This is a genomic window from Candidatus Thermoplasmatota archaeon, from assembly GCA_035541015.1.
Taxonomy (GTDB): domain Archaea; phylum Thermoplasmatota; class SW-10-69-26; order JACQPN01; family JAIVGT01; genus DATLFM01.
In genome coordinates this window covers 1-13,758 of the sequence record DATLFM010000025.1, presented here as the reverse complement: position 1 = coordinate 13,758, position 13,758 = coordinate 1, and the positions used below count along the sequence as shown (strand labels likewise).

The 13,758-nt window shown below is 68.8% G+C and carries 16 protein-coding genes and 2 tRNA genes; 15 read left to right on the top strand and 3 right to left on the bottom strand.

Translation table 11 applies throughout. From position 1 onward, the window contains the following. The 4 genes from VM681_02505 to VM681_02490 all read left to right on the top strand — a co-directional run. Positions 1 to 340 (top strand): hypothetical protein (locus tag VM681_02505; protein HVL86868.1); only part of this gene is annotated, 340 nt, incomplete at its 5' end. A gap of 70 nt (positions 341 to 410) precedes the next feature. After that, positions 411 to 701 carry a hypothetical protein gene (locus VM681_02500; protein ID HVL86867.1) on the top strand — a complete coding sequence of 97 codons (291 nt, stop codon included), beginning with the start codon at positions 411 to 413 and terminating at the stop codon, positions 699 to 701. A 486-nt stretch (positions 702 to 1,187) separates the two neighbouring features. Continuing rightward, on the top strand, positions 1,188 to 1,391 hold the full coding sequence (locus VM681_02495; GenBank protein HVL86866.1) for a hypothetical protein: 204 nt from the start codon (positions 1,188 to 1,190) through the stop codon (positions 1,389 to 1,391). A gap of 61 nt (positions 1,392 to 1,452) precedes the next feature. Next, positions 1,453 to 2,232 (top strand): enoyl-CoA hydratase-related protein, encoded by a 780-nt coding sequence (locus tag VM681_02490; protein HVL86865.1) that lies wholly within the window; start codon positions 1,453 to 1,455, stop codon positions 2,230 to 2,232. 25 nt (positions 2,233 to 2,257) lie between these two features. Here VM681_02490 and VM681_02485 read toward each other — a convergent pair whose 3' ends face one another. Continuing rightward, positions 2,258 to 3,103 carry a helix-turn-helix domain-containing protein gene (locus VM681_02485; GenBank protein HVL86864.1) on the bottom strand — a complete coding sequence of 282 codons (846 nt, stop codon included), beginning with the start codon at positions 3,101 to 3,103 and terminating at the stop codon, positions 2,258 to 2,260. Positions 3,104 to 3,124: 21 nt separating this feature from the next. Next, positions 3,125 to 3,592: a response regulator gene (locus tag VM681_02480; protein HVL86863.1), complete on the bottom strand. Its 468-nt coding sequence runs from the start codon at positions 3,590 to 3,592 to the stop codon at positions 3,125 to 3,127. Between the two features lie 273 nt (positions 3,593 to 3,865). On the opposite strand from VM681_02480, the gene VM681_02475 reads away from it, so the two are divergent. Next, on the top strand, positions 3,866 to 5,014 hold the full coding sequence (locus tag VM681_02475) for an acyl-CoA dehydrogenase family protein (protein HVL86862.1): 1,149 nt from the start codon (positions 3,866 to 3,868) through the stop codon (positions 5,012 to 5,014). 2 nt (positions 5,015 to 5,016) lie between these two features. Here VM681_02475 and VM681_02470 read toward each other — a convergent pair whose 3' ends face one another. Continuing rightward, positions 5,017 to 6,357: a sialidase family protein gene (locus VM681_02470; GenBank protein ID HVL86861.1), complete on the bottom strand. Its 1,341-nt coding sequence runs from the start codon at positions 6,355 to 6,357 to the stop codon at positions 5,017 to 5,019. A gap of 108 nt (positions 6,358 to 6,465) precedes the next feature. Between VM681_02470 and VM681_02465 the strand changes: the two genes are divergently transcribed. The 10 genes from VM681_02465 to VM681_02420 form a co-directional block, all read left to right on the top strand. Continuing rightward, positions 6,466 to 7,656, top strand: a complete 1,191-nt coding sequence (locus tag VM681_02465; GenBank protein ID HVL86860.1) for a glycosyltransferase — start codon at positions 6,466 to 6,468, stop codon at positions 7,654 to 7,656. Positions 7,657 to 7,682: 26 nt separating this feature from the next. Then, positions 7,683 to 8,351, top strand: a complete 669-nt coding sequence (locus VM681_02460; GenBank protein ID HVL86859.1) for a choice-of-anchor V domain-containing protein — start codon at positions 7,683 to 7,685, stop codon at positions 8,349 to 8,351. A gap of 25 nt (positions 8,352 to 8,376) precedes the next feature. Further along, positions 8,377 to 8,628 carry an LSM domain-containing protein gene (locus tag VM681_02455; protein ID HVL86858.1) on the top strand — a complete coding sequence of 84 codons (252 nt, stop codon included), beginning with the start codon at positions 8,377 to 8,379 and terminating at the stop codon, positions 8,626 to 8,628. 127 nt (positions 8,629 to 8,755) lie between these two features. Then, positions 8,756 to 8,941: a 50S ribosomal protein L37e gene (locus VM681_02450; protein ID HVL86857.1), complete on the top strand. Its 186-nt coding sequence runs from the start codon at positions 8,756 to 8,758 to the stop codon at positions 8,939 to 8,941. Positions 8,942 to 8,952: 11 nt separating this feature from the next. Beyond that, a complete protein-coding gene (locus VM681_02445) occupies positions 8,953 to 10,494 on the top strand; it encodes a hypothetical protein (protein HVL86856.1) in 1,542 nt (513 codons plus the stop codon). Between the two features lie 47 nt (positions 10,495 to 10,541). After that, a tRNA-Val gene (locus tag VM681_02440) sits at positions 10,542 to 10,614 on the top strand. A gap of 52 nt (positions 10,615 to 10,666) precedes the next feature. After that, a tRNA-Ala gene (locus tag VM681_02435) sits at positions 10,667 to 10,738 on the top strand. A gap of 131 nt (positions 10,739 to 10,869) precedes the next feature. Beyond that, positions 10,870 to 11,991: a tyrosine-type recombinase/integrase gene (locus tag VM681_02430; GenBank protein ID HVL86855.1), complete on the top strand. Its 1,122-nt coding sequence runs from the start codon at positions 10,870 to 10,872 to the stop codon at positions 11,989 to 11,991. 116 nt (positions 11,992 to 12,107) lie between these two features. Next, a complete protein-coding gene (locus VM681_02425) occupies positions 12,108 to 12,641 on the top strand; it encodes a hypothetical protein (GenBank protein ID HVL86854.1) in 534 nt (177 codons plus the stop codon). A 714-nt stretch (positions 12,642 to 13,355) separates the two neighbouring features. Beyond that, the coding region (locus VM681_02420) for a hypothetical protein (protein ID HVL86853.1) at positions 13,356 to 13,758 on the top strand (403 nt) is incomplete at its 3' end.

Below are 13,758 nucleotides of genomic sequence, written 5' to 3'. Positions count from 1 at the left end.
CCAGTGGACCTTCTCGGTGAACGAGAAGCACCAGGCCGTCCGCTTGCCAGGCTCGCTGACGCCGACGCCTCTTTCCGACCCGCCCCCGCCGCGCGGAATCTCGGTCGCGCCGCCGTTGACCCCGGAGCCGACCTCCTGGTGGATCCTCATCACGCTTGCGATCGCCGGATCCGTCCTTCTCATGTTCTGGGCGCACCGGCGCCGCGCGACGGCCGGACCGGAGGAGCGGATTCCCGAATTCCTGGTCCGACTGGAGCGCGAGATGGCAGGCGCCACCCAACCCGCCAGCGAAACCGGCCCCCCCTTCGACTCGCACGCCGAGCCTCGAGAACGGGAGTGAGCGCAGGGTGACCGCCCCTTCCCGCACCCTTCATGAGATCGGCCGTCCGGACTCAACGGGGGTACCCCGCGTGCAGGCCGTCGAAACCCTCGAGCCAAGGAGCGTCGCGCGCCTGCTTCTCTGGATCGACCTTTTCGCGTTGATCGTTCTCGGCGGGGCCGTGGGAGCCATGCTCGCGCACGTCTACTCGCTTGGGGCGACCGCCGCCGCCCCAGGCCCGGCCATGCTCGCCGACCGCGACCGCGTGTTCTTCCGCATCGTTGCGACGGCCTTCGTCGCTGGACTTGCTGCCGCTTGGATCGCTTACCGGTTCCTGCGCGCCACCACCTTGGCCCGCCGCCTTCTCGCGGAGCGGGAATGAATGGCGTCCGCGGAAACCGTCGAGTCGTTCGTTCTTGCGTGCAAGGGCATGACGGAAGACGAGGCCTTCGACGCGTTCGTCCAGCGGCCTGAGGTCGCCGCTTGGCTGGGCTCCGACCGGACCCGGCACGAGCGCCTGCGGCGGGAGTTCCATCGCGTTTGGGCGGCGTCGTGGGGACGGGGCCGCGGACGAGGGCGTGCCCGCCCGCGCGCTCCGGCGATGGCGGAGACCGCAAGCGGTCTTGATGGCGATGCGACTCAAGGCTCGCACGTTCGCTCGGTCGCCGTCCCTTCGCTCGACACGGCCGAGGCGGTCGTGCCGCAGCCGTCTCCTGCGGACGCCCCGTCGGCTGCGTCCGGCGCGACGCACGCGCCGCCGCCGGCGCGCGTGCGACCCGCACGCCCAGAGTCGGATCAAGAGCGGCCCGGTCGTTCGGTTGCGGAACGACCCGCACGAGCCTTGTGCCCATCGTGCGGACGGGCGGGCGTGGAGGGATTCCTCGTCGAGGACGAAGTGTTCTTCGCGTGCCGACGGTGCGACGCGCGCTTCGACGATGCCGCTTCGCTCGTGCCGATCGTCTCCATCGACCTTGCCACGTTCTACTTCGGCGGTCGCCTTCGAGCCTTGGCCGTCCTCGTCGGGCTCTTCTGCAGCGCGGGGCTTCTGGCCGCCGGGCTGCTACGGCTGTAAAGCCGGCGCGTCGTGGCCCGAAATGCCTATAGCCGCGCGGCCGCCTGCCGGAACGATCCGCATGCCCGGCCCCCTCGTCCGCGTCGAGACCGTGCGTTCCGCACAGATCGTCACGATCGATCGCCCGGAAGCGTTGAACGCGCTCAACCACGTCGTGATCCTTGATCTCGTGGCCGCTCTTGAGAGGGCCAACCGTGCGCCCGGAAGCGCCATCGTCCTCACCGGCGCCGGGGAAAAGGCCTTCTGCGCGGGCGCCGACATCGCCGAGATGGCCACGATGGATCCCTCGGCGGCCGCCGAGCACGCGCGCCTTGGCCATGGGCTTGCCGATGCGATCGCCGCAAGCCCGAAGGTGACGATCGCCGCCGTGAACGGCTACGCGCTCGGGGGAGGCTGCGAGATGGCGTTGGCGTGCGATCTGCGCGTGGCCTCCGAGAACGCGCAGTTCGGGCTTCCGGAGGTCGGCCTTGCCGTCATCCCGGGTTTCGGCGGAACGCAACGGCTCCCGCGCATCGTCGGCGAGCCTCGCGCCAAGCAGATGATCCTCACGGGCGAGCGGATCAAGGCCGACACCGCGCTTTCCTGGGGGCTCGTGAACGCCGTGGTCCCGCGCGAGAAGCTGCTCGAGGAGGCGCTGCGCATCGCCGACGCGATCTCCGTCCATGGCCCGCGCGCCGTGGCGCTTGCCCGCGAGTCGATCACGCGCGGAATGTCCATGACGCTTGCCGAGGGCCTCGCCTTCGAGCAGAAGGCCTTCGCCCTCTGCTTTGCCACGCGCGACCAGAAGGAGGGCATGAAGGCCTTCCTCGAGAAGCGCAAGCCCAGCTACGAAGGGCGGTAGGGCCGGCCGAAGAGGGCCGCTCCGGCTAGCGTCCTTTGCCGCTGGCCATCGTGCGCGAGGCCGGCGGCGAGGTCTGAAGCGGCTGGCTTGCGTGGTCCCACGCCGTGTCGAAGAGCGTGCGCAGCGTCCCCACGAACTCGGTCGCGTCGGTCCAGATGGCCGTGTCCTTGTCGGAGGACAGCCTCGTCGAGGGGTCGGCCACGACCCAGAGGAGGAGCTGACGGTCGTCGCCGATCACGAATTGGAGCGTTCGATCCACGTCGTATTCGCGGATTTCGATGGGCGGAACGCCGGCGACCTGGGCGAGCTTGACACGCGTCTCGGGCGCGGGCGCCAACAGCACGCGGGCGGCGAGGCCCTGCTGCGCGCGGTCGGCGAGGACGTCCCACGTCCCGGCCATGCTCGCCATGCCAAAGCCGCCCTCGTGCGTGGAGAGGAACCGCGCCTCCGACCGGGCGTCGCGCAGGAGCCGCTCCATGACGCCGTAGATCTCGCGGCGCCCCTGCAGGATCTTGAAGGTGTTGCGGGAGACGTTTGTCTCCATCGGCGTGCGAAGGGTGGCAAGCGACGACGCGAGCTCGTTCTTGGCGCGCGTGATGGACTCGAACTTGGCCTCCTGCGCGGACAGGATCTCCGAGAAGAGCTTCTCGGGCGGCGCCGCCTCGAACCGGATGGGCCGCGACAGCGTGGACGTGGCGAAGCCCTGCTGAACGAGGTTCTGGAGGATGCGGTAGGCCTCCGTGCGGTGGAGCTTCAGGGCCGCGGCGATGTCGCTCGCCTTGCTGGCCCCCATCATGTTGAGGTGCACGTACACGGCCGCTTCCTGCGGCGCAAGGCCCACGACGGTGAGGCGGTCGATGATGTTCTGCACGTTCAGGCGACGACCCCCCGATCATCGGCGCGCAACGGCGCGCGCGAAGGACTCGTTCCACAACTGCTGCGTTTTCCGATCCAGCAGGACCGCGCGGACGACCTCGATCATCTGCTTGGACTCGAAGGGCTTCGTGATGAAGTTCTCGATCGAGGCTTCGTTGATTGCTTGGATGGCGATCGAAAGATCCGGGAAGGCCGTGACGAGGACCCGCGGGACGCCAGGCGCGATCTTCTGGGCCTCCTGGAGGAACTGCAGACCGTTCATGCCGGGCATCTTGTAGTCGGTGACGATGAGGTCCACCCGCTCCGTTCGCAGGATCTCGAGCCCCGAAGGTCCCGACCGGGCCGTGCGCACGTGCACGTTCTTCAGGGAACCCACGAAGAGTTCGCGCAGGGACTCGAGGATGTCCACCTCGTCGTCCACGAGCAGGATGGTCTGGCTGCCGTCGCCCGACCGAGGAGCGTTCCCCGCCGTCGTGCCGTCCATGGCGGTGGCAATGCCCTATGCCCGCCATAAGCCTAATGTCGTCCGACCCCGCAACGGGGCTTGTTCGTCCGACCGCACGGACACGGGGTCGAAAACGAACGCTGTACACGATTTCATGGGAACCGCGCCCTTTCCTCGGCCGGAAAGGCGCGAGCCTCCGACCACCTTCAAGCGAAACGTTGGTCCCTCCTCCCCGAGCATCGTGGTGGGGGGCTCGCCTTCCCTCTCCTTCTTGCCACCATGGTTTAAGAGCCCGCACAGCGGATGCCGCGCGTGGACTTCGACCTCGACGAGGAGCAGCGCGCCATCGTGTCCACGGTCAAAGAGTTCTGCGAGCGCACGGTGAAGCCGCGAGCGCCCGAGCTTGACCGCACCGGCCGTTTCCCTTCCGACACGCTTGCGGAGATGGGAAAGCTCGGCCTCCTGGGACCGCAGGTTCCCCTCGAGTTCGGCGGGACCGAGCTTCCCGCCGTGACCTACGCGTGCATCCTGGAGGAGATCGCGCGCGCCTGCGCGGCCACGGCCGTCACGTACGCGGTGCACACGGGCGTCGCCACGTACCCTCTCGTGGAATTCGGAACGCCCGAGCAGAAGCGCGAGTGGCTGCCGCGGCTGGCAAGCGGCGAAACGCTGGGCGCCTTTGCCCTTTCGGAGCCGGGCGTGGGCAGCGATCCGGGGGGCATGGAGGCGCGCGCCGTCCGCCGGGGCGACGAGTACGTCCTGTCGGGCACGAAGGCCTGGATCACAAACGGCGCCTACGCGGGCCTGTTCGTGGTCATGGCAAAGACGCAGCCCGAGCGCCGCGCCCGCGGCATCACGGCGTTCCTCCTCTCGCCCCGGGACGCCGGGGTGTCGATGGCCAAGGCCGAGCACAAGATGGGCATCCGCGGCAGCGTGACGAACGTCATGAACCTGGACGATGTCCGCATTCCCGCCGGCCGGCGGCTCGGCGAGGAAGGCGAGGGCATGCGGATCGCGCTCTCGGCGCTCGACGCCTCGCGCGTCGGAATCGCCGCGCAAGGCCTCGGGATCGCGCGCGCATGCCTGGAGGAGAGCCTGGCCTACGCCAAGGAGCGCGTCGCCTTCGGAAAGCCCATCGGGAGCTTCCAGGCCATCCAGTGGAAGATCGCGGACATGGCCACCGAGCTTGAGGCCGCAAGGCTCCTCACGCTTCGCGCCGCGTCGCTCAAGGACGGCGGCGTGCGGTGCACGAAGGAGGCCGCCATGGCCAAGCTTCTGGCCTCCGAGCTTGCCATGAAGGCGGCCGTCCAGGCGGTGCAGATCTTCGGCGGCAACGGGTACGTGACCGAGTTCCCGGTCGAGCGGTACTTCCGCGACGCCAAGGTGACCACGATCTACGAGGGCACAAGCGAGATCCAACGCCTCGTGATCGCGCGGCAGTTGGGGCTTCCCACGGAGTAGACCTACCAGATCCACGTCGCCGGCGGCGCGTCGAACAGGCGCGGTCCCGCGGCCTGCTTCGCAAAGACGAGCCGCCCGCCGTCGAAGGCGCTGAGGACCTGGACGTAGGCGACGACGAGGAATCCGTCGGGCGTCACGGAGACCATCTGGAAGTCGCCGAACTCGCGACCGCTCGTGCAGGTCGAGCCCGACGTGCAGGGTGGTCCCACGCGCACGGCCTCGGGCTGCACGCGCGCCCGCACGACGCGGGGCTCCGGGCCGTCGAGGCCCAGGGCGACCGCCGCCTCCTCATACCATTCCCCGTTGGGGTCGGGCGCTTCGTACCATACGAAGCCGGCGCGTCCCGCGTCGCCCCCCACGCCCCACGAGAAGAGCATGATGCCGGGGACCTGCGCAAGCGTGCGGGGCTCGCTCCACGTCCTTCCCCGGTCGACCGAGACGGCGTACGCAAGCGCGCTGTCGGAGCCGCGCCGCTCGGCCCAACTGATGTACAACGTGCCGGCTGCGTCGCCAAAGGCGACCGGGAAGAAGTCCGTGAGGCCCCCGACGCCGGGAATCTCCACGTCGCTCCAGGTTCGGCCGTGGTCGTCGCTGCGCGTGAAGAAGAGGCCGCCCTCGTAGTACGAGAATCCCACGAAGCCGCCCGGCAGGGTGACCAACGGCCCGGGGGCGGTCGACCGCGACGTGACGACGCGGCCCGACCAAGTTGCGCCGCCGTCGCGCGTTTGCGTGACGGCGATGCCGTTGCCGATGTTGTTGAAGTTGAGGTACACGTGGCCGGGCTCGTCGGGATCCGAGCGAAGCCACTGGCGGTCCACGGGCGTGATGTCGGCCGAGCCGGGCGTCGTGCTTGCCGTCCACGTGCGGCCGCCGTCGTCGCTGTACTTCACGTGCTCGGCTGCAAGGCCCATCTGATCGGTCACGTACACGCGGCCGTTGCCGTCGATGGCGATGTCGCTGTCGCCGCCGCCGGGCTGCGCGCTTTGGTAGGGCGAAGGGCCAAGGCCGGCCGAGTAGGCGAAGGTCAAGCCGCCGTCCCGGCTCACCCAGATTCCGCCTTGCAGGATGCCTCCCTCGCGCGCGTTGGGGATCGCGTCCTGGGGACGCGTGGCGTACTTGATCGTCCCCGTCGGGCCCGCCACGTAGATCGTCCCGTCGCGCGCCACCTTGACGGAAGGCTCGCTTGCCACGCGCACGGCGTCCACGAAGACGGCCGGCAGAAACGCGAGGGCTTCGGGCTCCGTCGGCCCTTCGTCGGGCGCGGGCGGGGGGAGGGTCTGCGAGGGCGCAAGGCATCCGGCGAGTACGACGCTTGCCGCAAGGAGCGTACCGGCGAGGCGCATGTCGGAAGCCCTAGCCCCCTCGCACGCTTAAGGCCGACGGTCGGCGGTTCTCGGAACCCGCCGAGGTTCCCGGCAAGCCTTTAAAGGCCGTGGCCGTACCGGCCCCCGATGCGCATCGGGATGTTCTCGGACACGTGGCTTCCCACGATCGACGGGGTCGTCACGAGTCTGCTCCCGGTCCGGGCGGAGCTTGCGCGCCGCGGCCACGAGGTGTACGTCTTTGCGCCCGGCGACGAGGAGGCGATCGAGGCCAACAAGAATCCCAACGTCATCCTCTCGAAGGGGCGGGACTTCCGCGCGTATCCGGAATACCACATCAGCCTTGCGCGGATGAAGATCCGCAAGCTCGTGCGCGAGCGGCGCGTCGACATCGTGCACAGTCACGGCGTCGCGCTCATGGGCATGCGCGCGGTGTGGGCGGCGCGCACGAACAACCTCCCGCTCGTCTTCACGTACCATACGCGCGTCGACGAGGCCGCCGGCTACATCGCGCGACCCGGACGTCCGCGCGAGATCATGCGGAGGCTCATCACCAAGCACGTCAACTGGTACCTGCGGCGATGCGACGTCGTGATCGCTCCCTCGCGCGCCACGGCCGACCACATCCTGGAGACAAGCGGCGGCAACGTCCGCCAGATGGAGGTCGTCCCCAACGGGGTCGACCTCACGCGGTTCCCGGAGACACCCAGCAAGGCCATCCTGGCGCGGCTGGGGATCAACGAGAAAACGCCGACCCTGCTCACGGTGGGCCGCATCGCCAAAGAGAAGAGCCTCGAGACGGTCATTCGCTCGGCGCCGGCCATCCTTCGGAACGTCCCGGACGCCCGCTTCGTGATCGTGGGCAAGGGACCGGCGCGCGAGGAGGTCGAGAAAGAGGTGGCCAACGCGGGCCTTTCCGATCGGTTCGTGTTCACCGGGTACCTCGACGACGCCGACGTGGCCGGCCTCTACGCCCACGCGTCGGCCTTCCTCATGCCGTCCCGCCTCGAGACCCAAGGCATGGTCGTGCTCGAAGCCATGCGCTACGGTCTTGTGCCCGTGTGCGCCGACGCCGGCGGCGTGCGCGACTACGTCGAGCACGGGCGGAACGGTTTCCTCTACGCGCCCGGCGACTCCGAGGCGCTGGCCGAGGGCGTCGCCAAAGCCCTCGCGGCTGGGGCGCCCGTCTCGCAGAGCGCGCGCGAAACGGCGCGGCGCTTCTCGGTCGAGGGCGCCGTGGACCGGCTCCTTGCGCTCTACGGCGAGGCCGTCGCCAAAGGGCGGGGCCATTCGAGGCTTCGCGCCGCGTCGAAGGCTTGATCCGGGCGAGCGGCGTTGGCCGCGGCGTGCGGCAAGGCGGCAAGGCGGCCCTCGGGATTGGAATCGTGCTTGCGGCCACGCTCGCGCTTGTCGCCGGGGTGGAGAGCCGATCCGACGGCACGGGCGTGCTCGCGCGAGAGGGCTGCACCTGCCATGCGCCTTCCCCCTCCGACTTCGCGGCCGTGCGGATCGACGCTCCCACGTCCTTCGTCGGCGGCGCGCGCTACACCATCACCGTCACGGTCGAAGCGCCGCTGCCGCGGCTGCCCGTCGCCGCCAACCTTGGCGGCTTCGCGTTGGAAGTCTCCGCCGGCGAGCTTGCCGTGCCCGAGGGAGCCTTGGACGTGCGCGCAAGCGGCGCGCTTGCCTCGCACACCTCCGAGGGCAACGATCAGCGCGCCTGGCGCGTGGACTGGATCGCGCCCCTCGAAGGCGGCGAGGTCACGATCGTGGCGGCGGCCAACGCGGCCAACGGCGACGGACGATCGGACGCCTTGGACCTGTGGAACCGCGCCGAGGTCGTCGTCCGCGGCTCGCCCGAGACGCCGTCGCAGGATCCGGAGCCGCCCCCGTCGGCCGACGAGGAGGAGTCGCCCGTGCTCGACGAGCCGCCACCGGCCCAGAAAACGCCGCTGCCGCTCTTTCTCGCGCTTGTCGCGCTCTCGCTTGCCGCAAGCGCGCGTCGGCGGGCTTAAGAGCACGCGGCGCCTTTGCGCCTGCATGCCGCCCGAGAAGGGCCCGCGCAAGCGACCGCTCGATGTCCTCAACGCCACGCTCAACGCGCGCGTCATCGTGCAGGTCCGCGGCCAGAAGGAGTACCGCGGCGTGCTCGACGGATACGACCATCCGCACATGAACCTCGTTCTCAAGAACGCCGAGGAAGTGCAGCACGCCGGCACGCCGGAGGAGACGACGCAGCGGCACGATCTCATCATCCTCCGCGGCGACAACATCATCTTCATCTCCCCGTGAGCGGAGCGAACGGGGAGAGACGTGGAGCTAGGTCCACGGAATCTCCCCGTGAGCGTGGCCGATCGCCCGCCTCGCGGCAAACCTTTATAAAAGGGTGCCGCATACTCGCGCCGTTTGCGGTGAGCGCATGACCAAAGGCACCACGTCAAAGGGCAAATTCAAGACCCACACGCATCGCCGGTGCCGTCGCTGCGGCCGCCACAGCTTCCACGTCCAGCAGCGGCGCTGCGCCTCGTGCGGCTTTGGCGACGGGCCCAAGCTGCGCAAGTACGCGTGGTCGAAGAAGACCCACCGCCCCAACCGCGGACGGTAGGGTCCGGCGCCATGGCCAAGCGCCGACGGCAAAAATCCGCGTTGCGCTCGGCGAGCAAGGTCCAGGAGAAGAACGTTCTCGAGGCCGCCGAGCAGCTCGCCCGTGATCCCTCGGCGATCGTGCCCTCCTGCGTGGGTCATCGGGACCACTTCGCGCGCGAGCGCCGCGCCGTGGCCAAGATCCACGCCCTGCGCGAGAAGCCCTCCTCGCTGGGCTGGCGCGCGAGCTGGTTTACGCCGCCCATCGCGCGGGGCTACGCGGCCACGCTCCTTGCGCTCTCCGAGGGGAAGCTGCCCTACGTGGCCGCCCTGCCGACGCCCTTTGGGCCTGCCCCCTACGTTCTGCGGGGGCGCGCCAAACGCGCGATCCTCGTGGGCCTGCAGAACTGGAACGATCCCCGGCTCCGCCTCTTCCTTGCCCTCGACCACGCGAAGGCGCACCGCGCGACCGTCTACGCCACCGAAGAGGGGCTCGTCTGCTGCGGCCGCGACGAGGCGCCCCCACCCCCCGGATTCGTGGAGGCCACGGCCAAGCGCCTTGGTCTTGCGCCCTCGGGGGAGGGGACCTTCGGCTCGGCGGCCGCCGATGAGGCCCGCCTCGTGATCGACTGGAAGCCCGCCTCCGTGCGGCTCGTCGTGGCCGAGTCCGCGGCCACGGGGAACACGGTCCTCCTGATCGGCGAGCGCCTCGCGTCCCCGGCCATCCGCAACCAGTTTGCCGTCTCGGTCGAGATGCCGGCGCTCGAGCAACGCGGCAGCGCGCCCGTGCCCCTGCCGCAGACCCCACCACCCGCGAAGGAGGATCTTGCCGCCTACTACCATGGAAAGCTCTCGGACCGCGACCTCGTCGCGCGCGCCCGCGATGCGCTCGCGGCCGCGCTTCGCTCCGTCGGCCAGACCGTCTACGTCGCGGGGGGCGCGACCTACGGGGCCGACCGTGAGGCTTTCCTCGCCGCTCTTTTGCCAAGCGAGCTCGAGCGCCGCGCGATCGACGCCGGCCTTGCGGGCTTTGAAGGGCCCATCGTGCTCGACCGCGCCACGCCCGCGCAGCTGTTGGCCAAGCTCTGGCCTTCGCAGGCCAAGGCCATGGTGGAGGCCGTCGCCGGCGACGCCGAACTTGCCCGCCGCGTGCTTGCCGAGAGCGACGCCGAGCGGACGGGCGTGGGGGCGATCCTGGCGCGCGCCGCCGAGCTTTCCCGCCGCGCGGGCATCGACGCCAAGCTCCCTCGCTTCGCGGGCCTTCCCGCCCCCGTGGCCCTTGCCGACGCCGTGGCGCGTGCGCTGCGCGCCGACGGCCGCGCGGGCGCCGACCGCGTCCTGCGGCAGGCGCCCGACGACGACACGAAGACACGCGCCGCGCGGCTGGCCCTCGAACGGGAAGCCCTGGGCGCAGGGCAGGATTGGCGACACCTGCCGACCGAGAGCGAGATCGCGACGTTCGTCGCCCCGCAGGTGCGCCGGGTCCTCGCGTGTCCTCCGTCCGAGTACGAGGAGGCGCTCTCCGAACTGTCGACCGCCTTGGGCTACACCGAGAAGCTCCAGCGCTTGCCGTGAAGCGCCCTTGCCTTTTTATATCGCAAGCGGTTTACCGGCCACCCAGCGGGCTCGTAGTCTAGTGGTTATGATACCTCCTTGACATGGAGGTGGTCACCGGTTCGAATCCGGTCGAGCCCATCCCCGGGACGGCCGACAAGACGATAAGGGCCGGTCGCTTCGGGGTTCCGACGGGCGCGTAGATCAGCGGAAGATCGCTCCCTTGGCATGGGAGAGGCCGCGAGTTCAAATCTCGCCGCGTCCATAACTTGCGGAATCCAAATCATGTACACGCGCCGATAGGACGGCGCAAGAATGGATTCCAGAAACCCGGGAATTGACCGCCTTTTGGCCTCGATTCCAAGCGACAAGAACCGCGCCCTTTGCGCGCGGTGGGTGTCTGAACGCCTGGTGAACGGGACCAATCCCAAGACGGTCCTGACGCAGCTCCGGGCCCTATCGGACCTGGCTTTGGCCCTGGAGAATCGGCCCCTGGATGGCGCCAGCCGGGAGGACATGGCCGCCGTGCTCTCGCAGCGGTCCTACGTCCGCCCGTACAGGTTCGGCGCAAGGCCCACGCGCATCGGGCAGAATACCCTGGCCGAGCGATCCCGCGTCATCAAGAACTTCTATCGCTGGCTTGGCAAGCCCGAAGCGGTCGAATGGCTCAAGGTCAGGCGGACCCGCCGGCCGCGCGCCCAAAGCACGGATATCCTGACGAAGGAGGAGGTAGAACGCCTGCTCAACGCCGCGCGAACCTCGAGAGACCGCGCGCTTCTTGCCGTGCTCATCGAGTCGGGTTTCCGCGAGTCGGAAGTGTGCGCGCTTCGCGTCGGCGATCTCTCGCCAATGGAGGGAGGTTTTCGCGCAACGCTCCCCGAGGCCGACGGGCTCAAGACCGGCCGACGCTGGGTGCCGCTCTACGACTGCATCAAGCACGTGCAAGCGTGGCTCCAAGAGCACCCGGCCCGACCGTGGTCTGAGGACGAGAAAACGCGCGGCCGCTGGTTCAAGGCGCCGCTCTTCTGCGGCTGGGATGCCGAAGACCGCCTCCAACCGCGCAGCGTCTACGACGTCGTGACGCGCACCGGCCGCCGCGCAAAGCTTCGCAAGCACGTTTACCCCCACCTTTTGCGCTTCGGAGCGGCAACCCACGATGCCAAGCGCGGCATGCCGCCGGCCGCGATGAACCGCAAGTTCGGATGGTCGGAGGTTTCCGTTCACGCGCTCTACTACGCGCGCCTGGCCGCGCAAGATGTGGAAGAATGGGAAAGACGCCAAAGGGGCTTGGACGGCACGAAGGCGCCCGAATCGCCGCTGGCCGGGCCCACGTGCCGGCGCTGCGAGCTCCTGAACCGCGCCGGCGCGCTGTTCTGCGAGCGATGCGCGAGGCCGCTTACGGCCGAGGGAGAAAGGGAGGCCGAGGAACGCAGGATCCTGGACTTACAAGCCGTGGTCGCGGCGGAGGTGCGCCGGCTCATGGCGACCAGCGCGGCATCTGGCAGAATCGATATATGAAGGCCTTGGCCTAATCAGAACGCGGGACGGAACGCTTTCGGGTCGCTGTCAATCGTCCCTTCCGTCCCGCTTCATTTCGAAATCTTTACTTGCTGTCGGTCGGGTCGACGCTTCGATTGACAGCGACGCAGGTTCACGTCGCTAGGCTTTGCGCCTACTATGCGCGCTACCTGGCGGCCCTGGCCACCTTAGACGACATGACCCACGGACCGCGCGGTTCAACTTCAGCGGCCGCCGGGGTTCCGAAGTGGTTGCGAGCTCGCCAGGCGAGCGTCGCGGGCGATCTGTGCATGTTGGGCGACATTTCCGAGCGCCAAGCGTACCGCATCATCCGTCACATGGAGGCCGACGGTAGGCTCCAAAGACGTGGCATAGGCCGGGACGCCGAGGTCATCATCCGCGTTGATGATCCATTCGATTCAGCGATCGCCTCAGCCTTCACGGATCCGCTAGAGGACGCTCAAGTGCAGGATCGCGCGTTCTCGGCCGCGAGTGTCTGGATGCGCGCTCGCCGGCAACGGATCGCGGGCGAAGGCCCCAGCCGTGGCTTTGGGTCCCGCCTGCTGAGGTGCAAGCTGCACGCGGCGGATGAGGCAATCCTAGCGATCGAGGCCGCTTCGCGCCAGCACCGGCGCCGGGAAAGCTTTTAGTAATTCCTACCGCCGGATCAACCATCACTTATTGCTTCTCGTTTGTTGGCACATGACAGCGCCCCCCGACTCAGTTCAATGGTTCCGTGACACTTTTTGCAATCCCGCCGGCCACGTCCACCCTACGTCGGCTGATCTTCTCGCGTGCATGACCGCGCGATGGACCGAGCTGCGCCTAGGAGGTCGGGCATGACGGGCGCTGGCATCGTCGTGAGAAGCCGGCCTCCCGATGGCGCGGGCATGGCCGTGGTGATACACGGCGTCCGCGTCCCCGTGCGGGCGTTCATCGCCTCCGATTTTCTCCGCTATCGTCGCATACTCCGCATCGGTCCAGGCCGGCGCGCGGAAGTGGTCGACGAAGGGCGGCATGAGCGATACCTTGCAGCGGTGGCAACCGCCAACCTCTGCAGGGAAAGCGAAAGGCAGGGGGCGGCCGGTGTCCTCCGCGGCCGTCCCCTGCCGTTTCTAGAGGCTGGAATCGGGGCGTGAGCCTATGGCGCAGCCGAGCGTTGAAGCTCTGGACAACCGGCGCCGGACGCAGCTACGAGCTCTTGCAAAGGCCATCCGCGAAGATGCAGAGAAGCTGCGCCGTGAGATATTGGGCCTCCAGGAAGGGTCGCCGCGGGCGCCGATCTTGAGCGCGCACGCCCGAGGACTCAAAGAAGCGGCCGAGCGCATCGACCGACTCCACGAAGCGTGGGAGCGTGAGGCAGAATGACGGCGGCCTCTCCGCCCGCGCAAGGTGTCATCATCGCCGCGGATTTCTGCCCGGATTGCGGCAAGGCGGCCGTCGTCCGCCTGGGCAACGGCGGCCCAAGCGGCCGGTTTCTCTGCGACAAGGCGCTAGGCGGCTGCGGGAAGGAAATCAAGGTGCAAAACCGCGGTGCCCTCGATCCCCGCGAAGTGGACCGCGTTCTTGAGCTCGCGCGAGACGCGCAGGTTTTCCGCGACGCAGAAACCGGCGAGCCCCATATCACCTTCAGCGAAGGCCAACGCGAAACGACCGCGCCGCTAGGCTCGGGAGCGGTCAAGGCATGGCTTCGGCGGATCTGCAAGCAAGCCCACGGGCGAACCGCCGCGTCGGAGGCGATCAACGGCGCGGTCGAGAGCTTGGCGG